Source organism: Paraburkholderia xenovorans LB400 (assembly GCF_000013645.1).
GTDB classification, from domain to species: Bacteria; Pseudomonadota; Gammaproteobacteria; order Burkholderiales; family Burkholderiaceae; genus Paraburkholderia; species Paraburkholderia xenovorans.
On sequence record NC_007952.1, the window covers coordinates 1,642,080 to 1,668,080 of the forward strand.

Below are 26,001 nucleotides of genomic sequence, written 5' to 3' on the forward strand. Positions count from 1 at the left end.
AGTGCTGACCGGGATCGAGTATAGAAATGAGTCGCGGGTTGCTCCAATAACGGATTCATCGATCCTTATCCGCAATTCGCATTTCACGATCGCGAATATTCATAGCTCGATTCGCTGGTTTTGCGCGGGCAGCCACCTCCTTATACTGGTCCGTTGCATCGGCATGTCCTGGCGGGGCGGCGGATCACTCTCCCAATTCAAACAGTCGGATCGCACGCGATCCGTGGGCTTTTACAAGGAATCAAGGCATGCAGGTCTCACAGAACACCACGGCGCGCGCCAGGCTTGAAGCGGCACTCGCAGGGTTGCCGGCACTGGCTCAGGCGATCGGCGAAGACGCCGCGCAACGTGAATTGCGGCGCGAGTTGCCATTCGACCGCTTCGCGTTGTTTCGTGAATCCGGTCTCGGCGTACTCCGCTTTCCAGCCGAGTGGGGCGGTCTGGGCGGATCGCTGGAAGACCTCTTTCATGTGATCGCCACGCTGGCCGCGCATGAGTCGAATGTCGCGCATGCACTGCGAATTCATTTCGACCAGACCGAGCAATTGCTGCTGTCGCCGCGTTCCGCCTTTAACGACACGCAGATCGAGCGCATACGGGAAGGGGCGATCTTCGGCGGTGCGTCTACCGAGTTGGGCACGGCGCGGCCCGGCGAAATCGTCACGAAGCTGGTGCGCGACGGCGAGCATTTTCGCGTGACGGGCAGAAAGTATTACTCGACCGGCACCGCGTTTGCCGACTACGCGCGGATCAACGTGCAGGACGAAAACGACGAGAAGGTGTCGATTGTGATTCCCGTGTCGCGCGAAGGGCTACAGGTACTCGACGACTGGGACGGCATGGGGCAACGCATGACGGCAAGCGGCAGCCTCGTGCTCGACAACGTGCAGGTCTTGTCTCACGAGATCGCGACGCGCGGCTATACGACGCTCGCCGGCCGGCACGGTAGCGCATTGCGGCAGTTGCATCTGGTGTCGGTCGCGGCAGGCATTGTGCGGAATATTGTTGCCGACGCCCGGCGCTACGTGACGCAATATGGCCGGCCTGTGCTGCATAGCCCGGCACCGTCGGCACGCGAGGACGGTTTCGTGCAGCAGGTGGTGGGCGATCTCGCGGCGCACAGCCTTTCCATCGATGCACTGATCGCGGCAAACGCGCGCACGCTCGACCGCTCGGCGAATGCGATCCGCAGCGGCGCGGCGAATGCGGAAGAGCTGGTGCTGGAAGGGGCGCTAGCCACCGCCAAGACGCAACTCGTGGTCAGCAAGCTGGCGCTGTATGCGGGCGAGCGTCTGTTCGAGATTGGCGGTGCATCGGCCACTGGCCGCGCGCACAATTTCGACCGCCATTGGCGCAATCTGCGCACGATCTTCAGTCATAACCCTTTGCTGCACAAGGCGCGCGTGATCGGCGATTACGAGCTGAACGGCGTGACCACGCATCTGACCGAAGGGCGTGTGTTCTAACGCACGGCCATCCATTCACACCTTTTTCGAGCATTGCGCATCGTGAGCCGACGTCGGCTATGACTGCTGGAACCGGGCTTCACCGATCCGGATCATTCGGGCGAGCGCTTTATCTGCCCGGACGGAACCGCCACCTGTCGACCCCGGAGACGGAATCCTTATTCTCACCCACCCGGCGACGACAGCCGCCGGCGCGCCTTTCCTCCACACCGTGCTTTGCATATACATAACGATTGGTTCTTTTACCGCCGCTGCGGCTTTATCGTGAGCGCTGCGGCAGCAGCATTGCCGGCACCACGACATTTCATTCCGGCCGACAGAGGCCGCAGCATCGGCAAAGGATCTCGATTACATGGCACGGTTGAATCGACGCGAATTTCTTATTTCATCGGGCGCGGCGCTCGCGGCGGCCGGCATGCCGGCACTGGCGCTTGCCCAGGGCGAGGCCGGCGCACCGAAACGGGGCGGCACGCTGAACATGCTGATCAATCCGGAGCCGCCCGTACTCGTGTCGATCTTCCAGACCACCGGGCCCGCGCTCGTCGCGAGTTCCAAGGTGCTGGAAGGCTTGCTGGCTTATGACTTCGACCTGCGCCCGAAGCCGCAGTTGGCCACCGCATGGAACGTCAGCCCCGACGGACTGAAGTACACCTTCACCTTGCGGCAAAACGTGAAATGGCACGACGGCCAGCCGTTCACGTCGGCCGACGTCGCTTTCTCGATCGATCTGCTCAAATCAGTGCATCCACGGGGGCGCAGTACCTTTGCGAATGTCACGGGTGTCGCCACGCCCGACGCGCGCACCGCGGTGATCGAATTGTCGAAGCCCGCGCCGTATCTGTTGAAAGCACTCTCGGCCGGCGAATCGCCAATCGTGCCGAAGCACCTGTACGCACAGGGCGATCCGCTGTCCAATCCCCACAACAACGCGCCGATCGGCACCGGGCCGTTCCGTTTCAAATCGTGGACACGCGGTGCCAATATCGTCTATGAGCGCAACCCGGACTACTGGGACGCCGGCAAGCCGTACATCGACAGCCTGGTTTTCAAAGTGATTCCCGATGCGGCCGCCCGTTCCGCCGCATTCGAAACCGGCGCGCTCGATCTGGGCGGCGAGAACCCGGTGCCGCTCACGGATCTGCCGCGCCTCACGCAACTGCCGCAACTGGCGGTCGAAACGCGCGGCTACCGTTTTCTGGAGCCGCTCTCCGAGATCGACTTCAATCTCGATCATCCGATCCTCAAGGATCTGCGCGTACGCCAGGCCATTGCGCATGCGGTCAACCCGCAGGTCGTGCAGCGCACCGTGGCCTATGGCTATGCCGATCTGTCGCCCACGCCGATTACGCCGGGCTCGCCCTATCACGACGCAAAACTCGCACCGTATGCGTTCGATACCGCCGAAGCGGAGAAACTGCTCGACGCCGCGGGCTATCCGCGCAAGGACGGCGGCGTGCGCTTCCGTCTGACGCACGACTTTCTGCCCTACGGCGACATGTACCGGCGCCAGGCCGACTATGTCAAATCGGCGCTGGGTCGCGTCGGCATCGACGTCACGGTGCGTTCGCAGGACCTGCCTGCATTCCTGAAGCGTGTGTATGCCGATCGCCAGTTCGATTTCACGAGCATCGGCGTCAATACGCTATTCGATCCGAGCGTGGGCGTTCAGCGTCTCTACTGGTCGAAGAATATCCGTCCCGGTGTGCCGTTTTCGAATGCGCCGCATTACAGCAATCCGGAAGTGGACCGGCTGCTCGAAAGCGCCGCGGTCGAAACCGACGAGAGCAAGCGCGTGGTGCTGTACCAGCAGTTCCAGCAGATCGTCTACCGCGATCTGCCGATTCTCAACCTGGTCGCGCCGCGCATGGTCACGCTCGCGAACCGGCGCGTTCACAACCACACGGTGTCCGCGCAAGGCCTCGAAGGCAATCTCGCGGATGTTTATCTGAGCGCATGACGGGGGCGGCACGATGAGTCGAGGTTTGCGTTTCGGTGCGATTCTCCGGCGTACCGCATGGCAGGCGCTGCCGACGGTGATCGGCATCGTGATCCTGAACTTCTTCCTGCTGAAGCTGATGCCGGGCGACGCCGCCGATGTGCTTGCCGGCGAGTCCGGTTCGGCGACCGTGGAAACCATGCAGGTGCTGCGCGCAAAGTTCGGACTCGATCAGCCGGTGCTGCATCAATTGTGGTCGTACCTCGCGCATCTGTCGCACTTCAGCCTCGGTTATTCGCCGCGCTACGACATGCCGGTGATGCAGCTGATCCTCTCGCGCTTGCCCAATACGCTGTTGCTGATGGGCGTGGCGTTATCGTTCGCGATCGTGACGGGCGTGGTGCTCGGCGCGGTAATGGCGCATTGGGCCGGCAAGTGGCCGGACCGTGTGCTCTCGGTACTGGCCTTGCTGTTCTATTCGACGCCGGGTTTCTGGATCGGGCTGCTCGCAATCGTGCTGTTCTCGGTGCACCTTGGCTGGCTGCCGAGCGGCGGCAATCTGACGCTCGGCGTGCAACTGCACGGCTTCGCCTATTTCGCCGATGCGGCCCGGCACGTGCTGCTGCCGGCCGCCACGCTGGCGACGTTTTTCGTCGCGATCTACGCGCGGCTGACGCGAGCCGCGATGCTGGAAGTGCAGCGTCAGGACTTCGTGCGCACCGCGCAGGCCAAGGGCCTGCACCCGTGGCGCGTCACGCTGCGCCATGTCTTGCGCAATGCGCTGCTGCCGCTCACGACCATCGTCGGGATTCATTTCGGCACCTTGCTGGGCGGCGCCGCGGTGACCGAAACAGTGTTCAGCTGGCCCGGCCTCGGGCGGCTCGCGCTCGACGCCGTGATGGCGCGCGATTTCAGCGTGCTGCTCGGCGTGCTGCTGTTGTCGTCGCTGCTCGTGATCCTCGCCAACGTGCTGGTCGATCTGCTGCAGGCATGGCTCGACCCCCGCGTCGCGTGACGGATCACGCTGACGCCACCCGTTTTTCCCAGAGGGATGACATGGCTTCCGATTCTTCCAATCTGATTTCCACGCCGCCCGAACCTGCGGTATCGCCGTGGCGCCGCCAGTTGGCCGGTGCGCTGTTCGGCCTGCGCCGCGGCAATACGCCCGTTGTGGCTGACCGTGATGCAGCGGGGCGCGGAGTCTGGCGCGCACTGCTGCGCAATCCGTCGGCGCTCACCGGCCTCGTGCTGCTCGCGGCATTCATTGCGCTGGCGCTGAGCGCGGGGCATCTGTTTCCCGGCGATCCGCTCGATATGGTGGCGGCGCCATTCGAATGGCCGGGCACGGACCCGCTATACCGGCTCGGCACCGATTCGCTCGGACGCGACGTGGCCGCCGGCATCGCGCACGGCACACGCGTGTCGCTGCTGATCGGCGCGGTATCGGCCGGCGTCGGGCTCGTGATCGGCACGCTGGTCGGCGCCACGGGCGGCTTCTTCGGCGGTGTGATCGATGACGTGCTGGTACGTATCACCGAACTGTTCCAGACCGTGCCGTCGTTCCTGCTGGTGATTGTGATTGTCGCGATCGGCCGGCCGAGCGTGACGATCATCGCATTCGCGATCGGGATCGCGTCATGGCCGACCGTCGCGCGGATCGTGCGTGCGGAATTCCGCTCGCTGCGCCAGTCGGACTTCGTGCTCGCCGCGCGCAGCCAGGGATTCAGCAACGCCCGCATCATTTTCGGCGAGATTCTGCCGAACGCGTTGCCGCCGGTGATCGTGACCGCCTCGGTGATGGTGGCGAGCGCGATCCTGATCGAGTCGTCGCTATCGTTTCTCGGCATGGGCGACCCCAATGTGGTCAGCTGGGGCGGCATGATCGGCGCGGGCCGCGATTCGCTGCGCACCGCATGGTATCTGACCGCCGTTCCCGGCGCGGCGATCGTGCTCGCGGTGCTTGCGCTGAACCTGCTCGGCGACGGCCTGAACGACGCACTCAATCCGCGCCTGCGCGAACGCGTTTGACCCTACCCTGGCTGATAACCGGGCCGACGGCGCGACCGACAACCTATTCGAGGATGCACAGTGGCAAACCTGCTTGAAGTGCGCGACCTGCGCGTCAGTTTCGGCGCGCACCACGCCGTGCGCGGCCTGAGTTTCGATATCGCGCAAGGCGAGACGCTGGCGCTGGTCGGCGAATCGGGTTGCGGCAAATCCGCGACGGCGCTTTCGCTGATGCGGCTCGTGCCGACGCCGGGACGCGTAACCGGCAGCCTGCGTTTCGACGGCCGCGATCTGCTCGATCTTTCGCCGCGCGAAATCCGCGACATTCGCGGTCGCCAGATCTCGATGATCTTCCAGGAGCCGATGACGTCGCTCAATCCGGTGCTTTCGATCGGTACACAGATCGTCGAAACGTTGCGCCAGCACGAGAGCCTCTCCAAAGCGGCGGCATGGAAGCGCGCGGTCGAATTGCTCGAACTGGTGCAGATTCCCGACCCGCAGCGGCGCATATTCGATTTTCCGCACGAGCTTTCCGGCGGCCAGCGTCAACGGGTGATGATCGCAATGGCGGTGGCCTGCCGGCCGCGCCTGTTGATCGCGGACGAGCCGACCACGGCGCTGGATGTCACGATTCAGGCGCATATTCTCGAACTGCTCGATGGTTTGCGGCGCGAGTTGTCGATGTCCCTGCTGCTGATCACGCACGACCTCGGCATCGTCGCGAAGCATGCGGACCGCGTTGCGGTCATGCTGGCGGGGGAGAAGGTCGAGGAGGCGCCGGTTGCGCGGCTCTTCACGCAACCGCAACATCCGTACACGCGCGGCCTGCTCGGCGCCTCGCTGAATCTCGCGGACGATCTGCACTATCGCGGCTGGAAATTGCCGGAAATCCGCCACGGTATCGACGAGGACGGCAAGCCGAGCTTCGCCGTGGTGCCGCGTTCGGTGCGCACCGGAAACTATGTGGCGGATGCAGATCCCGCCGCGCGTGGTGCGTCGGCCGGCGAAGCGCCGTTGCTCGAACTGCAGGACCTGCGGATCGACTACCCGCAGCGGCATGGCAAAAGCACGCTGCATGCGGTGGACGGCGTCTCGCTGCAGATTGCTCGCGGCGAGACGGTTGGACTCGTCGGCGAATCGGGGTGTGGGAAATCGACACTCTCCAAGGCGATCCTGCGGCTCGTGCCGACCGCGAGCGGCGCCATCCGTTTGCGCGGCACCGATCTCGTGCCGCTCGGCGAGCGCGAGTTGCGGCCGTTGCGGCGCCATGTGCAGATGGTGTTTCAGGACCCTTATGCATCGCTCAATCCGCGCCGCACGGTCGCGGAGATTCTCGATACGGTGCTGGTGGTGAACGGTATCGGCAACGCGCAGCAGCGCCGCGCACGCGTCGCCGCCATGCTCGATCGCGTGGGTTTGCCGGGTTCGGCGCTCGGCCGCTTTCCGCATGAGTTCTCGGGCGGGCAACGGCAACGTATCGGGATTGCGCGGGCGTTGGTGCTCGAACCAGATCTGCTGATCTGCGATGAACCGGTATCCGCGCTCGACGTGTCGATTCAGGCGCAGATTCTCAATCTGCTGGTCGACCTGAAACGCGATCTCGGGCTCGCGTATCTGTTCATCTCGCACGATCTCTCGGTGGTGCGTTATATCGCCGATCGCGTGCACGTGATGCAGGCGGGGCGTATTGTCGAAAGCGGCCACCATCGGGATATCTGGCGTGCGCCGCAACATCCGTACACACGCACGCTGCTCGAAGCGATTCCGGGCCGCACTTTCGACGCGCAGGCGGCATAGTCCGCGCGGCTGACAAGGGCGGCGCTAACCGCCCTTGTTATTCAAACCTTCTCACTCGTTGCTGAAATACGCCGGCAAGCGAAAGCCGTCGTAAAAGCGATTGCTGCGAATCGCGCGCTGGAAGTCCGCTGACTGATACGCCTGCACGATGTCCTGAGTCGCGCGTGCGTTGCGGTTGGAAGCCTTCACGACAACCTGGTTGATATACGGCGGCGTCATCTCTTCGAGCGCGAGCGCATCGGTCAGCTTGTGACCGCTGAAGATCGCGAAATTGCCCTGAATCGCGGCGTAATCGACATCTTCGAGGGCGCGCGGCGCCTGCGCCGATTCGAGCGGCACGATCTTGATGCCGGCCGGATTGGCGATCACGTCCCGCTCGGTGACGTCCACGGGATTGGGGTTCGGTTTGATCCTGATCCAGCCGATACGCTGCAATATCTTCAGCGCGCGTTCGAGATTGACCGGATCGTTCGGCACCGCGACGCGGGTGCCGGGTTTGACCTCCGCGAGCGAATGGTGCTTGCTCGAATAGAGTCCCATTGGCGGCGTGGGCACCTGCACCACGCCAACCAGATCGGTCCCGTTACGGTCGTTGTAGGACTTCAGATAGACCTCGTGCTGCATCACGTCGGCGATTATCTCGCCTCGGTACACGGCCTGGTTCGCTTCGAGGCCGGTGCTGAACTCGATGTACCTGACCGCGTAACCTTTCTTGCGCAGTTGCGGTTCGACACCCGCCTTGAATTCGTCGGCGTAGGGGCCGGGCACGAAACCGACGCGCAATTCCTGTGAAGGGGCGCCGCTATCGGTGGCGTAAGCGGTTGGGGCGGTGAAGCCTGCAAGCGTGGCGGCCAGCAGTAGAGTGCCGGTGATACGTCGACGCGTCGAAAACTTGATGCCGACGCTGCCGGATTGTCTGTATTCCATGTAGGCGGATTTCCTTGGGAGAGTGAATCGGAAGAAGTTCAGCGTTGCAGCCACACGTCGTCGAAACTGGCCGAGACGCCGTCCGGCGAGGTCGTATGGTTGTGCACCGCGCGCGCGAATAGACCGTCAGGTATTGCGGCGACACCAGATTGATGCTGGTGAACGAACCGGAACGAACGGCGCGGCCGCCCGCGTATCTTCAGAGGAGGGCGCCGAAGCCTGCGGTTGAGCCGCGAGAGTGGAATGGGTCACAGTGATTGTCCGTGGCGTTTGGCGTGAAGAGCGCGCATTCAATGGACCGGTCAGGCATCTCGCGATGCACGGCGGCAAACATTCGTGCACTACGCCAACGCTCGCGTCAATGCAGTAGATCATGCAAGGTTGGGAATGCAAAACAACGAATTCTGCTTTTCAATTGAAATGCGCCGATACTGCGCAGCCGTGCTGTTATAGCGGAGATATTGCACATGCCGGCGTGAATCAGGATTGCGCCTTCCAGATGCGTACTTATTTCTCTGCCAGAAAGCCAGCGCGTGATGATGCTGAAATGTGACCGAACGGACTTGCAGGTCCACGAACAGGAGCGGGCGACAGCAGGCGGGGTTTCTCCCTCTGAGCGCCTGTCACCCACCGCCTGCGAGCCCGAACGCCGTGGACCGCCGCCTCCCCCTTACTTCGCCGCCACCGCAGCCTTGCTGCCAAGCAGCGCCCACTGTCCATTCTCGACCACGAGATTCACGCTTTTCACCCCAATCACCCGCCGCATTACCGGATCGAAAGTCGCCTTCCCAAACACGACGCTCGGCACATCATGCAGTTTCGGCAACGCATCACGCACACCTCGGCGATCGAGGCCACCCGCACGCAACGCATAGGCAGCAATGATCGTAGCGTCATAAGCATCGCGGTTATGTGTTGCAGACCGGCCGCGTGGTGCTGTCCGGTACCGCAAGCGAACTGTTAGGCGATCAGCGGATTCGCGATGCTTATCTCGGCGGATCGCTTGCGGCGGAAACTGCGTCGTGAAAGGAACGCTATAGCGTCCCTTGCGGGACATGCAGGCTTGAGCCGTCGGTTAAGGGACGATGCGTTCGCGTCAGAACGCGAGTCGCCCTTCCGCCGCGATCGCGGACAGCGGATTGCGCTGGCTCTGTACTTCGCGCGCCTGCAATGCTTCCGGCAGCGAGGCCTTGTCGCCCGCACGGCCAAGCGCGATACCGGCCTCTATCTATCCGCAGGTACTGCGCGACTGAACCGATTTATTCTCGCAACGTTATTCCGCCATTCCACACGCCCGGCGTGATTAGCGTTTGATCCATTCCACGAAAACCAATCCACAAAACCTTGTTTGCGCTTCTTTTTTCAGGCCGCTAGATTCGTTCGTATGGCAATGAATCGACGGAGGCCATATGGCCACGCTTTCAGCGACATTCTTCCGGGTCGGACTCCTGCATTCTGTGCGCGCCCTGAAAAAGCGCCTGTCAAGGCGCGCGCCGATTGCGTCTGATCAATCCGCCGGCGAGACGCCTGGTCCCGCGTATGGTGCCCAATCGGCCGAGCGGCTCGAACGCATTGCGGCTTACGCACGTTCCGGCTACTTCCATACGGAATACACCGCCGGCATGTTCGTCGTGCCGATCGAGATGCCGCCTGAATGACAGCACGGCCGGTGGCGGCGAGCGGAAGCGGAAGCATTACGCGCAGGCAGTCGTGAAGGCGGGGGTTTTCGAGCGGGAGCGACCAAACCGGTGCTTCTTTAGAAATCACAATTAATTGGTTCGACTTCAGCCGCAAATCTTTCATAGTGTCTCCTGATGGCTATAGGCGGTTGATTTCGCCGTTGCCTTGAACCGGCGCGTGAGGATGCGCGCGATATCGAAGGAGACGTCATGACGCTTGAACTCGTAGAACGACCCACCCACGCGCTGCTCGAAGCCGCCCGCTCCCGCGCGGCAGAAGCCGGACTGTCCTACGCGGGCGGGGTCTCGCCGCAGGATGCATGGGAACTCGTTCAGGCAGGCGACGCGGTCCTCGTGGACGTGCGTACCGCCGAAGAACGCAAATTTGTCGGATTCGTGCCTGACAGCCTGCATGTCGCATGGGCAACCGGCACGAGCCTGACGCGCAATCCGCGCTTTGTGCGCGAACTGGAAGCGAAGACCGGCAAAGACGCCGTGGTGCTGCTGCTGTGCCGCAGCGGCAATCGCTCGGCGCTGGCCGCGGAAGCCGCTGCGAAAGCCGGCTTCACACAGGTTTTCAACGTGCTGGAAGGTTTTGAAGGAGAGCTGGACGACGCGCAACGGCGCGGCGCCAGCAATGGTTGGCGCTTTCACGGGCTGCCGTGGATTCAGGACTGAAGCGCCTGAATGTCTGCGCTGCACTTTAGGGGAGTCACCGCTGTGGCTGTGTTTGATGTCGATGAAATCGTGGCGGCGCTTCAGACGGTCCGCCAGCAATGGCGCGAAGTGCAGAAGCGCTCGCTCGAACCGGGTGGGCGCGAATTGCCGGGGCGCGAGGCGCTCGCGGAGATTGTCGATACGCTCAAGGGCGTGCTCTTTCCGATGCGGCTTGGACCACCCGATCTGCGTCAGGAAAGCGAAAACTTCTATGTCGGGCACGCGCTCGATGCCGCGCTGCATGCGTTGTTGAGTCAGGCGCGGCTGGAGCTGCATTATCGAAGCCGCCATCAGCCGCCGCCGGCCGCCACGATCGAGGCTCAGGCGGGCATTGCTGTGCGTGCGTTCGCAGCACGTCTGCCGGCGATTCGCAGCCTGCTCGACAGCGACGTACTGGCGGCGTTTCACGGCGATCCCGCAGCCGGCAGCGTGGACGAAGTGCTGCTGTGTTATCCCGGCGTGCTGGCGATGATCCATCACCGGCTGGCACACGAGCTTTATGGGTTGGGCTTGCCGCTGCTGGCCCGCATTGTCGCTGAGCTCGCGCATGCACAAACCGGTATCGACATTCATCCGGGTGCGAAGATCGGTGCGGGATTTTTCATCGATCACGGCACGGGCGTGGTGATCGGCGAAACAGCGGTCATTGGCGAGCGCGTACGTCTTTATCAGGCCGTCACGCTGGGCGCTAAACGCTTTCCACGCGATGCACAGGGCCATCTGGAAAAGGGCCACGCGCGCCATCCGATCGTCGAGGACGACGTGGTGATCTACGCGGGCGCGACCATTCTCGGGCGCGTCACGCTTGGACAGGGTTCGGTGATCGGCGGCAATGTCTGGCTGACGCAGGACGTCGCGCCGGGCTCGCATGTCACGCAGGCCGTGTCGCGCAGCGAGGGCACCGGCACTGCCGTGAGCGCCGAGCGCACGCCGCGCGGTCATACAGACACTGTCCCTGTCGCGGCGGGGGCCGCGACATGAGCGGACTCGTCAGGGAATTCGGCGCGACGGTGCGGCGCCTTCGCGAAGCACGCGGGTGGTCTCAGGAGCAATTGGCCGAGTACGCCGGACTCAACCGCTCATATGTCGGCGAAGTCGAACGCGGCTCGGCCATCGCGTCGATCGTCACGGTCGACAAGCTGGCCCGCGCATTCCAGGTGCCGATCGAGCACCTGCTTACCCCATCTTCCGACGCCTCGGGCATTGCCGTGCTCGCGCGCGCTGCGTTCGTCGATCCGCCATCAGCGAGCTAGATCAACGTTTGCCGTCTATAGCATGTTGAAGGGCCGGGGTGGCCTCCTGATAATCACTTTCGCTCATAAGCTTTCCCGTTTTTCTTCTATCAACCCCGGAGCTTCAGATGACAGCAACAGTGGGCGGCCTGACGGCGCTCGGCGATAACGCAGCACGGCAACTAGCCAATGCCACCAAAACCGTTCCGCAACTTGCCACGATCACGCCGCGCTGGCTCACGCATCTGCTGCAATGGCTGCCGGTCGAGGCAGGCATCTATCGTCTGAACCAGGTGAAGAATCCGGAAGCCGTGGTGGCTGCCTGCACCGCGCGCGAAGACGAAAGCATCCTGCCGCGCACCTTCGTGCCTTACGAAGAACAGCCGCGCGAGTACTTCCTGAATGCCGTCAGCACGGTGCTCGACGTGCACACGCGGATCTCGGATCTGTACAGCAGCCCGCACGACCAGATCAAGGAACAGTTGCGCCTCACGATCGAAACGATCAAGGAATTGCAGGAAAGCCAGCTGATCAACAACCCGGACTACGGCCTGCTCGCCAACGTGGCGGAAGAGCAGCGCGTGTTTCCGCTGACCGGCGCGCCGACGCCCGACGACCTCGACGAACTCCTGACCAAGGTCTGGAAAGAGCCGGCGTTCTTCCTGACGCATCCGCTCGCGATCGCCGCCTTCGGCCGCGAATGCACGCGCCGCGGTGTACCGCCGCCGACCGTCAGCCTGTTCGGCTCGCAGTTCATCACGTGGCGCGGCATTCCGCTGATTCCGTCGGACAAGGTGCCGGTTGCCGACGGCAAGACCAAGATTCTGCTGCTGCGCGTGGGCGACAAGCGCCAGGGCGTGGTCGGCCTTTTCCAGCCGGGCGTGGCCGGCGAGCAGGGCCCGGGGCTGTCGGTTCGCTTCATGGGCATCAACAATCATGCGATCGCGTCGTATCTGATCTCGCTCTATTGCTCGCTCGCCGTGCATTCGCCGGACGCGCTGGCGGTCCTCGATGACGTGGAGATCGGCAAGTACCATGACTACGCAGACACCTACAAGTAAGCCCGTGGAAAGCGTGCTGCCGCACGATGTGCCGACCGCTCCGCCTGGCGGCGTGCCTGCGGGATTGCCTGATCCCGCAACGCTAACTTCGCTGGCGAATGCGTTCTTCTCGGCATTGCCGGGCAATGCGCCGCAGTCAGGCGCGACGCCCGGGCTGGCCGGCACGCTGCCGTTCACGGCGCCGGCGACCAGCGAGATCAGCAATCCGGCGCCGGCGGGTTCGCCGCTCGCGGGCCCTGGCGGCACGGGTACGGGCGTGCCCGGCGCGGCGTTGCCGCAAGGGCATGTGCCCGGTGCCAACCTGCTGCCTTCGTCGCCGATGCATGTTCTCGCGCTGGGCAACCGCGCGCCTGCGCTCGCGCCGCATGCAACAGCGCAGAACGGCTTGCCCGATAGCGTCGTGACCATCGCGCCCGCACTCGATCCGCGCTTTGGCGGAGCCGCGTTGGGTGTGCCGGAGGCACACGGCGCGCAGCGTCCGTCCGCCGGTGGTGCTGCGCCGCTTGCGCCCGCTGCGCCGGTCTCATCGGCATCCACATCGCCGTTCTATTTCCTGGGCGAATCGGGCCAGCCTCACTCCGCGACAACCGCGTCACCGGATATCGTCGTGCCGGTCTGGAGCGAGGTGAGTGCGCAATCGTTCGGTCTGCCGGGTGTCGATCAGCCTCTTGCCGAACAACGTTTCCCCTATGACCGTCCTGCTGCCCCGCATGCGGCGGCGCCGTCGAAGCCCGCGGAACACACGGGCGGCTCGCACTATTTCCTGAATCTGGGCGAGCCGTCACGTTCCCCAGGCCACGCGCACGGCGTGCCGCATGCCGGCCCGTCCGCGCATCCGCCGTTCGATGTGAATGCGATTCGCCGCGACTTCCCGATTCTGCAGGAGCGTGTCAACGGCCGCCAGCTGGTGTGGTTCGACAATGCCGCGACCACGCAGAAACCGCAGGCGGTGATCGACCGGCTGGCGTATTTCTACGCGCATGAAAACTCGAACATCCATCGGGCGGCTCATGCGCTGGCCGGCCGCGCCACCGACGCGTACGAAGCCGCGCGCAGCAAAGTGCAGCGGTTCATCGGCGCGGGCTCGCCGGAGGAAATCATCTTCGTGCGCGGCACCACCGAAGCGATCAACCTGATCGCGAAGACGTGGGGCGTGAAGCATGTGGGCGAGGGCGACGAGATCATCGTCTCGCACCTCGAACATCATGCCAACATCGTGCCGTGGCAGCAGCTTGCCGCGCAAACCGGCGCGAAGCTGCGCGTGATTCCGGTCGACGACAGCGGCCAGGTGCTGCTCGACGAATACCGGAAGCTTCTGAACGACCGCACGAAGATAGTCTCCGTCACGCAGGTGTCGAACGCGCTCGGGACGGTGGTGCCGGTCAAGGAGATCGTCGAACTGGCGCATCGCGCGGGTGCAAAGGCGCTGGTCGACGGGGCGCAGTCGGTGTCGCACATGCGGGTGGATGTTCAAGCGCTCGACGCGGACTTCTTCGTGTTCTCGGGTCACAAGGTGTTCGGTCCAACCGGCATCGGCGTGGTCTACGGCAAGCGCGCGATTCTGGAGGACATGCCGCCGTGGCAGGGTGGGGGCAACATGATCGCGGACGTCACTTTCGAGCGCACGCTTTTCCAGCCGCCGCCGAGTCGTTTCGAAGCCGGTACCGGCAATATCGCCGATGCAGTAGGTCTTGGCGCGGCCATCGATTACGTCCAACGCGTCGGCATCGAGAATATCGCGCGCTACGAGCACGATCTGCTCGCGTATGCGACGAGCGTGCTGCAACCGGTGCCCGGTGTACGTCTGATCGGCACGGCACGCGACAAGGCGAGCGTCCTGTCCTTCGTGCTGGAGGGCTACGAGACCGAGGAAGTGGGTCAGGCGCTCAACGAAGAGGGCATTGCCGTGCGCTCGGGGCATCACTGTGCGCAGCCGATCTTGCGGCGCTTTGGTCTCGAAGCGACCGTGAGGCCGTCGCTCGCGTTCTATAACACCTGCGATGAAGTCGACGCGCTGGTGTCCGTAGTGCGACGATTGTCTTCACGCCGCTGAAGACAGGCGGTGGCCGGTCACCGGCCGCCGCCTTTTTACCTACGCCACGCGCTCCACGCCACTTCACGGCCAACCTCCGCCTGCATTCGCTCCCGCCGAGAAACCAAAGATTGATTTCTTGGTTTGGCTTGCGCTGTCGTTTTTGTAAGCTCCCATGCCTACAACCGATAAACCGCCGCCATACCAGAACGGGCAACGGCGATGAGGAGAACCAGATGAAAACTTTCCGCCGTGCGTGGTCCACGTTGGCTGCCGTTACTTTGGGCGCGCTGCTTGCGGCGAGCGTAACGGCTCATGCCGCCGATCCGGATAAACAGGAAATCCGCTTCGGTGCGACCGCGGGTCCTTATTCCGATCAGATCCGCTATGGCATCAAACCCGTGCTGGAAAAGCAGGGCTATAAAGTGACGATTGTCGAATTCACCGACTATGTGCAACCGAATCTTGCGCTGGCGGACGGCGTGCTCGACGCGAATGCCTTCCAGCACGAGGTCTATCTGCACAAATTCGCCGAAGACCGCAACCTCAAACTATCCGAACTGGTCAAGGTGCCGACCGCGCCGATCGGCATTTACAGCCGCAAGCACAAGAGCCTCGACGAAGTGAAGGACGGCGCAACCGTTTCCTTGCCGAACGACGCAACCAATCAGGCCCGCGCGATCATCCTGTTGCAGCAACTCGGCTGGGTGACGCTCAAGCCGGGCGTGGACCCGGTGAAATCGTCGGAGCGCGATATTGCCGGCAATCCGCACAAACTTAAACTGCTGCCGCTCGAAGCCGCACAATTGCCGCGCTCGCTGGATGATGTCGACTATGCGTTCGTCAACGGCAACTTTGCGCTGGCTGCGGGGCTTAAGCTGACCGACGCACTGCTGCTGGAAAAGATTCCGCCTTATTACCTGAACCTGGTCGCGGTGCGTACGGCGGATCTGCACAAGCCGTATGTGATCGATATTGCCAATGCGTATCGGTCGGCCGAGTTCAGGCGTGTGATCGACGAGCGCTTTCCCGGGTTCTCCAAACCGGCGGACTGGCATTGAATGCGGTGGTGCGCCTCAGTGATTCCGAGGCGCACGGGCACGGGTATCGACTCGACGCGACTCGCCTAGCGGCAGGCGAGTCGATGGCGAATCGGCCTGCTTGTCCGCGTTTCGTTTCGTGAAGACAGGCAGGATCGTCGCGCTGTCTGACGGGTGGTTGAGTCGAGCACTCATACGGCCGCTGCCGCCTCGCGCGTTTCGAGGTGGCGGCTCACCGGCCGTTGCAGCCCGAAATGCTCCCGCAGCGTGCGACCTTCGTAGTCGGTGCGGAAAATGCCGCGCTTTTGCAGAAGCGGCACCACGCCGTCCGCGAAGTCCTGCAAGCCGCCCGGCAGCACATCCGGCATGAGGTTGAAACCATCGGCCGCGCCGCCTTTGAACCAGTGTTCGATATCGTCCGCGATCTGCTCCGGCGTGCCGACGATCACCCGGTGTCCGCCACCGCCGGCGAGCGCCCGGATCAACTGCCGCGCCGTATATCCATTGGTGCGCGCTTGCGCCAGTGTGGCATGGAAAAACGTGTGATTGCCGTTGCCGCCGCCGGGCAATGAGAGATCTTCCGGCAAGCGCCCGTCGAGTTTCAGCCGGTCGACGCTCACGCCCAATATGCCGGCCAGCCGGGTGAGGCTGTAACTCCACGGAATCAGATCGACCAGTTCATCTCGACGGCGCAGGGCTTGTGCCTCCGTTGCACCGATGATGGTAGTCAGACCGGGCAGCACGCGGATCGCGTCGTCGCCACGTCCCAACGCCGCGGCGCGCGACTTGAGTTCGCGAGCATAAGAGGCCGCTTCGTCGAACGACTGGGACGCGGAGAATACCGCTTCCGCGTGGCGTGACGCGAGTTCGCGCCCGTCCGCCGAGCCGCCGGCCTGAACCAGTACCGGCTGACCCTGAGCACTGCGCGGCAGATTGAACGGGCCGTCCACGTTGAAGTATTTGCCGCGATGGTCGATGCGATGCACCTTGGCCGGATCGACGAAACGCCCGCCCGCCTTGTCGCCGATAAAAGCGTCGTCTTCCCAGCTATCCCACAGCGCCTTCACGACCTCCGTGAATTCGGCGGCGCGCTCATAGCGCTCGGCATGATTGGGCACCGCCTCGCGGCCAAAATTGCGCGCCGAGCCGAGATCGGCGGTCGTCACGATGTTCCAGCCCGCGCGGCCCGCACTGAGGTGATCGAGCGTGGCAAAGCGCCGCGCGATGTTATACGGCTCGTTATAACTCGTCGATGCCGTGCCGATCACGCCGATATGCGTGGTGGCCGACGCAATGCCCGCGAGCAGCACGGTCGGCTCCAGCGCCGTGATCGGCCGGAAGTCGATCTGATCGGCGATCGACGCATTGTCGGCGAGAAACACCGCGTCGAACTTCGCCGCCTCGGCGATCTTCGCGACGCGCACGTAGTGGGCGATATCGACGAAAGCGCGGGGATCCGCGTCCTCGGTGCGCCATGCGGATGGGACAAAGCCCGAGTGAAGGATATTGACGTTCAGATGGAGCTGGCGCGGCGGGTCGGTTCTCATGGGTCTGTCCGGATGCAGGAGTTTCGAATGCAGGAGGGGCCGGCAACGAAGGGGCAAAAGCGAAGAGGCAAAAGCATCTGGCCGGCGCTTCAATTGTCGATTGACCGGCCGTTCCAGACCACTAATGAATTCTGGCATCGATATGTCGGCAAAGACTAAGGTTGGCCGACAGTGGCCACCGTTCGGGATGCGCCGTGCCATTCATAACCATATCGGAACACGGTCTTTCCAAATTTCTGCGAACGCTGCCATGCTTTCACTCAGGCCGTGCGCGAGTTCGCCGCGCGGCGTTTAATTTCATCACCGTAGTGACCAACCTTTATCGAGTATGGATCCGCTGATCGAGAGTCTGATGCTGAAAATGAGGCACAACCGCGTCTACACGGCTGTGACTTTCGCCCGTCTGTTCGGCGTATCGGAGAAGGCCGTCGAAGCCGCGCTCGCCACGCTGATCGCAAGCGGCAAGGTGCGCACGTGTATCAACGCCCGGCGCGATGTCGGCTACTGCTTATCCGGCGCCACGCCGGTCTCCGCTGCGCCGCTGCTGGCGGATGCCACCACCGTTGCCACGCCGCCCTTGACGCGCCGCGTGGATGGCGCGCTGGCGGGCTACGACAGGCAGCTCGACGCACATCGCTCGCTCGCCATGCTGGTGCGCCGCTGACGTTTCGCAGCGCCGGGCATTATCAGCAAGGCAGCTTAGCACCTGAGAATTGCTTGGTTTGCGGCGTGAGCGAGCGTTGGTAGAGTCGGCGGTTCACGCTCAGGGCAAGCGCCGCTCAACGACGTGCGCAGCCCATCAAAACAACAGGAACCACCGCTATGAATCTCAGAGTACTCGGCGCCGTGATTGCCGGCAGTCTGCTTGTCATGTCCGCTGCCGCGCATGCGGATCGTCTCGACGACATCAAGAAAGCAGGCGTGCTGCGGGTGGCCGCATTCGACAGCAATCCGCCGTTCGGCTTTGTCGATCCGAAGAGCAACCAGATTGTCGGGCTCGACATCGATTATGCGCGCGCGGTCGCAAACCGCCTTGGCGTCAAACTCGAGGTCCAGCCGACCAATCCGGCCAACCGCATTGCTTTCCTGAAGTCGGGCAAGGTGGATCTGGTGTTCGCCAACTTCACGATTACCGACGATCGCAAGAAGGAAGTGGATTTCAGCATTCCTTATTTTGCGTCGGGCACGCAATTCATCGCGAAGAAGGGCACGCTCACCTCGCCGCAGCAATTGAACAGCTTGCGGATCGGCGCGGACAAAGGCACGACCAACGAGCAGCAGGTGCGTGCGCAATTCCCGGGCGCCACGATCATTGCATACGACGACACGCCGTTCGCATTCGCCGCGCTGCGCACGGGCAACGTGCAGGCGATCACGCAGGACGGGCCGAAGCTCGTCGCGTTGCTGGCGAAAGTGCCGGACAAGGCAAACTACGAGATCCCGCCGTTCACGATCTCCAACGACTACGAAGGCGTGGGCGTGCCGAAGGGCGAAACGCGTCTGCTCAACGTCGTCAACGATACGTTGAAAGATCTTGAAGCCAAAGGCACCGCAGGCCAGATCTACGACACGTGGTTCGGTCCGAAGAGCGCCGCGCCGCTGCCGCGTCTGTTCAAGATCGGCGACCCGCAGAAGAGCTGACGCGCGTCGCTTCACCGCCGCCTCGATATGGCCCGGTCATGGCTCGAAACGAGTGACCGGGCCTTCCTGCTGATACAGGACCGCGTTTTTTCGAATGCATCTCGTGAACTTCTGGCTGGACCCTCGATATCTCGGCTGGCTCGCGCACGGCTTTCTCATCACGCTGGTCCTTTCGGCGTGCGTGAGCGTATGCGCGACGCTGCTCGGATTCGGGCTGGCAATGGCCCAGATCGCCCAGCAGCGCAGCGTTGCTGCGGCGGCAAGACTCTATGTCCTCGTGTTCCGCAATTCTCCGCTGCTGGTGCAATTGCTGTTCTGGTACTTCGGCGCGGCGACGCTGCTGCCGCAGCCGTGGATGACATGGCTAAACACGCCGCATGTCCTCGGCGCCGCGCCCTTTGCGCTGCACTGGCCGAGCTTCGAACTGTTCGCCGGCTGGCTTGGCCTGACCTGCTACAGCACGGCTTTTATCGCGGAAGAGTTCCGCGCCGGAATCCGCGGTGTGGGCATCGCGCAATATCAGGCGGGCGCCGCATTGGGGATGACGCGTTACACCACCTTGCGGCACGTCATCCTGCCGCAAGCGGTGCGTATCGCCACGCCGCCGCTTGCCGGGCAATACATGAATATCGTGAAGAATTCGTCGCTGACGATGGCGATCGGCGTGGCCGAACTGTCCTATATGTCGCGCCAGGTCGATACGGAAAGCTTCCGGACCTTTCAGGCGTTCGGCACGGCTACCGTGCTTTATATCGGCACCATCGCGTTGATCGAAATCGCGCAGGTGATCTGGCAGAACACCGGTGTGCGCGCGTTGCAGCGGGGGCAGGCATGACCGTGCCCGAGTGGTTGCCGACATTGCGCTATCTGCTGCTCGGTGCATTCCCCAATGGACCGCTGGGCGGCGCGGCGCTGACTGTCGTGCTGTCGGTGGTGTCGGCGTTGCTGTCGGCGGCCGTGGGTCTGGCGGGCGGCGTGGCGCTCTCGCTGACACGCGGCGGCGCGCGTCTGCTGCTGATCGGAATCGTCGCGTTTTTCAGGGCGATTCCGGTGCTGATGCTGATCTTCTGGACGTTCTTCCTGATGCCGATCCTGCTGCATGTCGACGTGCCCGGTCTGGCGGCGGTGGTGTGCGCGCTGTCGCTGATCGGCGGCGCGTATCTGTCGCATGCCGTGCATGCGGGCATCGTCTCGGTCGGCGCGGGCCAGCAGCAGGCTGCGCTGTCGCTCGGGCTGACGCGCTGGCAGGCGTTGCGTTATGTGGTGCTGCCGCAAGCGGTGCGCATCATGATGCCGTCGTTCGTCAATCAATGGGTGTCGCTGGTCAAGGATACGTCGCTCGCGTATATCGTCGGCGTGCCGGAATTCACGTTTCTCGCCAATCAGGTCAACAGCCGCCTGATGATTTACCCCGCGCAGATTTTCGTATTCGTCGGCATCGTCTATCTGCTTTTGTGTTCGGCGTTGCAATGGTTCGCTTATCGCGTCCTGCTGCGCGCACCATCCACTCGCGCGAAGACGCCACGGGATGATAAACAGGTGACACCACTGCCGCTCGGCGGATTCAGCGATTGAAAAGCCGCGTGGCAATCCGGCGGACAAGATCGGCAAATCGGAACGCGTCATAAGCAAGTTCCAATTCGATAGTAGGCGTGGCGCGCGGGTACTGGTCCAATAGATGACTAGCCCTTCCGTGGCAAGTCGGGTCCATGCTGCTGCTCCCTGGCAACAGGCCGACATGCCGCGAGTGGACGGGTCTCCACTGTCTGTATGAACCATCATGTCCAGCCCCACATCCAACCCCGCCTTGTCGCGTCTGCCGACACGTCCCGATCCTGCACGCGTCACGCGGATCGCCGATGACGCACAGGCGCTCGCCGCCTCCCGCACACTTGCCGGCGTGTTCGCGTCGGGCGCAGCCGAACGCGACCGCCATCGCGTATTGCCGTGGACCGAACTCGATCTATGGTCGCAAAGCGGTCTCGGCGCGATTACCGTGCCGCGTGAATACGGCGGCGCCGGCGTGTCGTTCGCGACGCTCGCCGAAGTCTTCGTGAACCTCTGCGCGGCCGATCCGGCGCTGGGGCAGATTCCGCAGAACCATTTCGGCGTGCTGGGCGTGCTGCGCGAAGTCGGCACCCCGGCGCAGAAAGAGCGCCTGTACGGCGAAGTGCTGGCGGGCCACCGGCTTGGCAATGCCGGCCCGGAACGTCGCTCGGCCGCGGCCGCGACGATCCTGCAAGGTTCGACACGTCTGCGCACCACGCCGGACGGCTTGCGTCTGGACGGCAAGCGCTTCTACTCGACCGGCGCACTGTTCGCGCACCGCGTCCCGACGCGCGCAACCGACGACGAAGGACGCGCCGTGCAGGTCTGGGTGCCGCGCGACGCGCCGGGCCTCACCGTGGTCGACGACTGGAGCTCTTTCGGCCAGCGCACCACGGCGAGCGGCACCGTGACCTTCGAGAACGTGCCGGTCGATCCGCAGGACGTGCTGCCGATCTGGCAACTGGCCGAGCGTCCCGGTCTGTTCGGCCCGGTCTCGCAACTGCTCCAGGCTGCGATCGATCAGGGTATTGCGCAGGCCGCCGTCGCCGACGCGCTTGCCTTCGTGCGCGAACGCGCGCGGCCGTGGGTCGATTCGGGCCTCGAACACGCAACCGACGACCCGTACATCATCGCCGATGTCGGCCGTCTGGAAATCGATCTGCATGCGGCGCATGAAGTGCTGCTGGAAACCGGCCGCACGCTGGATGCCATCGCGGCGCAGCCGATCGATGCCGAAGCCAGCGCGCGAGCTTCCGTCGCCGTTGCCGAGGCGAAGGTGCTGACCACGCGCATCGCGCTCGATGCAAGCGAAAAGCTGTTCGAACTGGCCGGTTCCGCGTCGACTCGCGCCGTCCACAATCTCGACCGCCATTGGCGCAACGCCCGCACCCATACGCTGCATGACCCGGTGCGCTGGAAACTGCATCTGCTCGGCAACTATCACCTGAATCAGGTGCTTCCCGCGCGGCATTCGTGGAACTGAAACATGACCATCGATCTTTCTCCCGCGGCTAGCGGCAGCGCCGCGCCGGCCGTCCTGCCCCGCGAACTGCGTTCGCTACCCACACCCGAGCTGATCGCAGACGACGCGCAGGCGCTTCTCGCCGCACGGCGTCTCGCCGAGGCGTTCGCACCGGACGCTGCGCTGCGCGATCGCGAACGGCGGCTTCCGTGGGCCGAGCTCGACGCGTTCGTGGCGAGCGGCCTGTGGGGCATCACCGTGCCGCGCGAATTCGGCGGCGCGGGTGTGAGCAACGGCACGCTCGCGGAAGTCACCGCGACGATCGCGGCGGCCGACGGCTCGCTCGGCCAGATCCCGCAAAACCATTTCTATGCACTGGAGGTGTTGCGCGTCGGCGGCAGCGTCGAACAGCAGCGCTTTTTCTACGGACGCGTACTCGCCGGCGAGCGTTTCGGCAACGCGCTCGCCGAAATCGGCCACAAGGATTTCAAACGCCGCACACGGCTCACGCGCGAGGCGGCCGGCTGGCATATCGACGGCCGCAAGTTCTATTGCACGGGCGCGCTATACGCCCACTGGATTCCCACGCTAGTCGTGGCCGAAGAGCAGGGCCGCGACGTCACCTATCTGGCGTTCGTGCCGCGCGACACACCAGGCGTTACCGTAACGGACGACTGGGATGGCTTCGGCCAGCGCGTCACCGGCAGCGGGTCGGTGCAGTTCGATTACGTGCGCGTCGAGCCCGAATGGGTCGTGCCGTTTCAGGCGTCGTTCGAGCGCCCCACAACGATCGGACCGCTTGCGCAGATCATTCACGCGGCGATCGATCTGGGTCAGGCGCGTGGCGCGTTCGAAGCCGGCCTGAAGTTCGTGCGGGAACGCTCGCGCCCGTGGATCGACGCGAAGGTGGAACGTGCCGCCGACGATCCGCTGACCCTTGCGCAGTTCGGCGACATCTCGGTGCGGCTGCGTGCGGCGGAAGCGTTGCTGCGCCGCGCGGGCCGCTTCGTCGACGCGGCGCAGGCGCAGCTCACAGAGCAGTCGGTGGCGCAGGCATCGATTGCCGTGGCCGAGGCGCGCGCGCTCACCACCACCGCATCGCTGGATGCCGGCTCGCGTCTGTTCGAACTCGCCGGCACCGCCGCCACGCTCGACGGTCTCGGCCTCGACCGCTTCTGGCGCAACGCCCGCACTCATACGTTGCACGACCCGGTGCGCTGGAAGTATCACGCCGTGGGCAACTTCTACCTCAACGACAAGCTGCCGCCGCGGCATGGAGCCTTGTGATGGCGAAAAAACAGATCCTCCTCAACGCGTTCAACATGAACTGCGTGGGCCACATCAACCACGGCTTGTGGACGCATCCGCGCGACCGTTCGAGCGACTATCGGCTGCTGCCGTACTGGACCAACCTCGCGCGCACGCTGGAGCGCGGACTGTTCGACGGGCTTTTTCTCGCCGATATCGTCGGCGTGTACGACGTCTATCAGCACAACGTGGATGTGACGTTGCGCGAATCGATCCAGTTACCCGTCAACGATCCCACGCTGCTGGTGTCGGCAATGGCCGCCGTGACCGGGCACCTCGGTTTCGGCGTGACGGTCAATCTCACCTACGAGCAGCCATATCTTCTCGCGCGCCGCTTTTCGACGCTGGATCATCTGACGCAAGGCCGTGTGGGCTGGAACATCGTCACGGGATACCTCGACAGCGCGGCACGCGCAATGGGGCTCAGCGAGCAACTCCCGCACGACGAACGATACGACCGCGCGGACGAATACCTGGAGGTTCTCTACAAGCTGTGGGAAGGCAGCTGGGAGCAGGGCGCGGTGCTGCGCGACAAGGCGGGGCGCGTGTATGCGGACCCGGCTAAGGTTCATCAGGTGCGGCACGCGGGCCGGTACTACAACGTCGAAGGCTATCACCTCGCCGAGCCGTCGCCGCAACGCACGCCGGTGCTGTTCCAGGCCGGCAGTTCCGGGCGCGGCCAGCGTTTCGGGGCGCGTCACGCCGAGTGCGTGTTTATCTCGCCGCCGAACCGGCAGGTCGCGCGCGAGACCGTGCGCACGTTGCGCGAGCAACTGGTGCAGGCCGGCCGCCGGCCCGACGACGTCAAGGTATTCGTCGGCGCAGCGGTGGTTGCGGGCGCAACCGAACAGCAGGCCCGCGAGAAATACGCGGACTATCTGCAATACGCGAGCCGTGAAGCGGGCCTCGCGCACTTCGCGGCCAGCACGGGCATCGACTACTCCCAATACGATCTCGATGCACCCGTGGACTACGCGCCCGGCAACGCAATCGAATCGGCCACGCGCACGGCCAGACAGCACGGCTGGACACGCCGCAAGCTGCTGGAGATGTTCGAACTCGGCGGCCGCTATCCGGCCATTGTCGGCAGCGCGGCTCAGGTGGCCGACGAACTGCAGGCATGGATCGACGAAACGGGCGTCGACGGCTTCAATCTGAGCCGCACGGTGGTCCCGGAAAGCTACGAGGATTTCATCCATCTGGTCGTGCCGGAATTGCAGAATCGCGGCCTGTACAAGACCGCTTATGCCGACGGCACGCTGCGCCACAAGCTGTTTGGACAGGGCGATCAGTTACCGGCACGGCACGCGGCGGCAAGCTTCAGACAGCACACCGCGGAGGCGGTATGAACACACACACCATCAGCATGGCCCGACGTTCGTCACAGGAGCAGCACGTATGAGTCTCGATATCTTCTGGTTTTTGCCGACCTCGGGCGATACGCGCTATCTCGGCAAGTCCGATTTCGGCCGGCCGCCCACCAACGAATATATGCGTCAGATCGCGGTCACGGCCGAGAATCTGGGCTACGACGGTTTGCTGATTCCGACCGGCAGCAGTTGCCAGGATCCGTGGGTGACCGCCGCCAGCCTCGTGCCGGTGACACAGCGCATCAAACTTCTGGTCGCGTTGCGCACTTCGGTCAGCGGCCCGACCGCCGCCGCCCGCCAGGCCGCGACGCTCGACCAGGCGTTGCATGGACGCCTGCTGCTCAACGTAGTGCCCGGCGGCGACGCCACCGAACTTGCCGCCGACGGCGTATTTCTGCCGCACGACGAGCGCTATGCGGCGGCCGATGAGTTCCTCACCGTCTGGCGCGATCTGCTCGCCGGCGAGACGGTGGACTTCAAGGGCAAATACGTTCACGTGGAGCAGGCGCGCAACTTTCATCCGCCTGTGCAGCAGCCGGCGCCGGCGCTGTATTTCGGCGGGTCGTCGCCGGCCGCGCATGAGCTGGCGGCCAAGCATGTGGACGCCTATCTGACGTGGGGTGAACCGCCCGCCGCCGTAGCCGAAAAATTCGCCGATGTGCAGCGGCGCGCGGCCGCCCACGGCCGCAAGCTGCGACTCGGCGTGCGTCTGCATGTGATCGTGCGCGAGACCAATGAAGAGGCATGGGCCGAAGCCGACCGCCTCATCAGCAAGCTCGACGACGATGACATCCGCCGTGCGCAGGAGAACTATGCGCGCATGGATTCGGTCGGACAGCGCCGTATGGCGGAATTGCACGGCGGGCGCCGCGACAGGCTGGAGATCAGCCCGAACTTGTGGGCCGGCGTTGGTCTGGTGCGCGGCGGGGCGGGCACGGCTCTGGTCGGCGACGCACAGACGGTCGCCGCGCGGCTGCAGGAATACGTCGACGCGGGCGCGGATAGCTTCGTGCTGTCCGGCTATCCGCATCTCGAGGAGTCGATCCGCTTTGCAGAACTCGTGTTCCCGCTGTTGCCCGGCAAGAAGCCGGTCACGTTGCGCGATCAGGTCCTGACGGGCGGCGCCTTCGATGTGCGGGCAAACGCTGGCGCGAGTAGCGAGAGCGGAGCCCGGTCGAAGGCGCAGGTGTAACGCAACCGGCAAGGGCGCCAGCTAGCTCACCGGAATCCC

23 protein-coding genes and 1 pseudogene are annotated in these 26,001 nt (G+C 63.9%); 22 read left to right on the plus strand and 2 right to left on the minus strand.

Translation table 11 applies throughout. From position 1 onward, the window contains the following. The first annotated feature begins 248 nt into the window (after window positions 1–248). The 5 genes from BXE_RS29265 to BXE_RS29285 all read left to right on the plus strand — a co-directional run bounded on the left by BXE_RS29265 (window position 249) and on the right by BXE_RS29285 (window position 7,206). On the plus strand, window positions 249–1,466 hold the full coding sequence (locus BXE_RS29265; protein WP_011491725.1) for an acyl-CoA dehydrogenase family protein: 1,218 nt from the start codon (window positions 249–251) through the stop codon (window positions 1,464–1,466). 352 nt (window positions 1,467–1,818) lie between these two features. After that, a complete protein-coding gene (locus BXE_RS29270; RefSeq protein WP_011491727.1) occupies window positions 1,819–3,423 on the plus strand; it encodes an ABC transporter substrate-binding protein in 1,605 nt (534 codons plus the stop codon). 13 nt (window positions 3,424–3,436) lie between these two features. Continuing rightward, on the plus strand, window positions 3,437–4,417 hold the full coding sequence (locus BXE_RS29275) for an ABC transporter permease (RefSeq protein WP_011491728.1): 981 nt from the start codon (window positions 3,437–3,439) through the stop codon (window positions 4,415–4,417). A 41-nt stretch (window positions 4,418–4,458) separates the two neighbouring features. Next, window positions 4,459–5,430, plus strand: a complete 972-nt coding sequence (locus BXE_RS29280) for an ABC transporter permease (RefSeq protein ID WP_011491729.1) — start codon at window positions 4,459–4,461, stop codon at window positions 5,428–5,430. A gap of 60 nt (window positions 5,431–5,490) precedes the next feature. Then, complete coding sequence (locus BXE_RS29285) at window positions 5,491–7,206, plus strand: ABC transporter ATP-binding protein (protein WP_011491730.1); 1,716 nt, start codon at window positions 5,491–5,493, stop codon at window positions 7,204–7,206. A gap of 51 nt (window positions 7,207–7,257) precedes the next feature. Here BXE_RS29285 and BXE_RS29290 read toward each other — a convergent pair whose 3' ends face one another. Then, complete coding sequence (locus BXE_RS29290; protein ID WP_011491731.1) at window positions 7,258–8,133, minus strand: MetQ/NlpA family ABC transporter substrate-binding protein; 876 nt, start codon at window positions 8,131–8,133, stop codon at window positions 7,258–7,260. 373 nt (window positions 8,134–8,506) lie between these two features. Between BXE_RS29290 and BXE_RS46045 the strand changes: the two genes are divergently transcribed. The 9 genes and pseudogenes from BXE_RS46045 (at window position 8,507) to BXE_RS29325 (ending at window position 15,915) form a co-directional block, all read left to right on the plus strand. After that, window positions 8,507–8,686, plus strand: a complete 180-nt coding sequence (locus BXE_RS46045) for a hypothetical protein (protein WP_148223025.1) — start codon at window positions 8,507–8,509, stop codon at window positions 8,684–8,686. Window positions 8,687–9,033: 347 nt separating this feature from the next. Beyond that, window positions 9,034–9,159, plus strand: a pseudogene (locus BXE_RS47375) (ABC transporter ATP-binding protein); the annotation flags it as partial. 383 nt (window positions 9,160–9,542) lie between these two features. After that, complete coding sequence (locus BXE_RS29295) at window positions 9,543–9,791, plus strand: hypothetical protein (RefSeq protein ID WP_011491735.1); 249 nt, start codon at window positions 9,543–9,545, stop codon at window positions 9,789–9,791. Window positions 9,792–10,022: 231 nt separating this feature from the next. Then, complete coding sequence (locus BXE_RS29300; RefSeq protein WP_011491736.1) at window positions 10,023–10,490, plus strand: rhodanese-like domain-containing protein; 468 nt, start codon at window positions 10,023–10,025, stop codon at window positions 10,488–10,490. Between the two features lie 42 nt (window positions 10,491–10,532). Next, window positions 10,533–11,510 (plus strand): serine O-acetyltransferase EpsC, encoded by a 978-nt coding sequence (epsC, locus tag BXE_RS29305; RefSeq protein ID WP_011491737.1) that lies wholly within the window; start codon window positions 10,533–10,535, stop codon window positions 11,508–11,510. Beyond that, a complete protein-coding gene (locus BXE_RS29310; protein ID WP_011491738.1) occupies window positions 11,507–11,782 on the plus strand; it encodes a helix-turn-helix domain-containing protein in 276 nt (91 codons plus the stop codon). The genes epsC and BXE_RS29310 overlap by 4 nt, the downstream gene beginning before the upstream one ends. Before the next feature lie 107 nt (window positions 11,783–11,889). Continuing rightward, entirely contained in the window at window positions 11,890–12,822 is a 933-nt protein-coding gene (locus tag BXE_RS29315) for a family 2A encapsulin nanocompartment shell protein (protein ID WP_007177136.1), read from the plus strand. Continuing rightward, window positions 12,797–14,875, plus strand: coding sequence for a family 2A encapsulin nanocompartment cargo protein cysteine desulfurase (locus BXE_RS29320; RefSeq protein WP_040124736.1), 2,079 nt, complete (start codon window positions 12,797–12,799; stop codon window positions 14,873–14,875). The genes BXE_RS29315 and BXE_RS29320 overlap by 26 nt, the downstream gene beginning before the upstream one ends. A gap of 215 nt (window positions 14,876–15,090) precedes the next feature. Continuing rightward, a complete protein-coding gene (locus tag BXE_RS29325; protein WP_011491740.1) occupies window positions 15,091–15,915 on the plus strand; it encodes a MetQ/NlpA family ABC transporter substrate-binding protein in 825 nt (274 codons plus the stop codon). 170 nt (window positions 15,916–16,085) lie between these two features. Here BXE_RS29325 and BXE_RS29330 read toward each other — a convergent pair whose 3' ends face one another. Beyond that, window positions 16,086–17,441: an LLM class flavin-dependent oxidoreductase gene (locus BXE_RS29330; RefSeq protein WP_011491741.1), complete on the minus strand. Its 1,356-nt coding sequence runs from the start codon at window positions 17,439–17,441 to the stop codon at window positions 16,086–16,088. A 352-nt stretch (window positions 17,442–17,793) separates the two neighbouring features. On the opposite strand from BXE_RS29330, the gene BXE_RS29335 reads away from it, so the two are divergent. The 8 genes from BXE_RS29335 (at window position 17,794) to ssuD (ending at window position 25,962) form a co-directional block, all read left to right on the plus strand. Next, window positions 17,794–18,105 (plus strand): hypothetical protein, encoded by a 312-nt coding sequence (locus BXE_RS29335; RefSeq protein WP_233518960.1) that lies wholly within the window; start codon window positions 17,794–17,796, stop codon window positions 18,103–18,105. A gap of 158 nt (window positions 18,106–18,263) precedes the next feature. Further along, a complete protein-coding gene (locus BXE_RS29340; RefSeq protein WP_011491743.1) occupies window positions 18,264–19,082 on the plus strand; it encodes an ABC transporter substrate-binding protein in 819 nt (272 codons plus the stop codon). Between the two features lie 94 nt (window positions 19,083–19,176). Continuing rightward, entirely contained in the window at window positions 19,177–19,917 is a 741-nt protein-coding gene (locus BXE_RS29345; protein WP_011491744.1) for an amino acid ABC transporter permease, read from the plus strand. Next, entirely contained in the window at window positions 19,914–20,657 is a 744-nt protein-coding gene (locus tag BXE_RS29350; RefSeq protein ID WP_011491745.1) for an amino acid ABC transporter permease, read from the plus strand. Before BXE_RS29345 ends, BXE_RS29350 begins: the two co-directional genes overlap by 4 nt. A 205-nt stretch (window positions 20,658–20,862) precedes the next feature. After that, window positions 20,863–22,113 carry an SfnB family sulfur acquisition oxidoreductase gene (locus tag BXE_RS29355; protein ID WP_011491746.1) on the plus strand — a complete coding sequence of 417 codons (1,251 nt, stop codon included), beginning with the start codon at window positions 20,863–20,865 and terminating at the stop codon, window positions 22,111–22,113. A 3-nt stretch (window positions 22,114–22,116) separates the two neighbouring features. Further along, window positions 22,117–23,379 carry an SfnB family sulfur acquisition oxidoreductase gene (locus BXE_RS29360; protein ID WP_011491747.1) on the plus strand — a complete coding sequence of 421 codons (1,263 nt, stop codon included), beginning with the start codon at window positions 22,117–22,119 and terminating at the stop codon, window positions 23,377–23,379. Continuing rightward, entirely contained in the window at window positions 23,379–24,749 is a 1,371-nt protein-coding gene (locus BXE_RS29365; RefSeq protein WP_011491748.1) for an LLM class flavin-dependent oxidoreductase, read from the plus strand. The genes BXE_RS29360 and BXE_RS29365 overlap by 1 nt, the downstream gene beginning before the upstream one ends. Window positions 24,750–24,798: 49 nt before the next feature. Beyond that, window positions 24,799–25,962 carry an FMNH2-dependent alkanesulfonate monooxygenase gene (gene ssuD / locus BXE_RS29370; RefSeq protein WP_011491749.1) on the plus strand — a complete coding sequence of 388 codons (1,164 nt, stop codon included), beginning with the start codon at window positions 24,799–24,801 and terminating at the stop codon, window positions 25,960–25,962. Window positions 25,963–26,001: the final 39 nt, after the last annotated feature.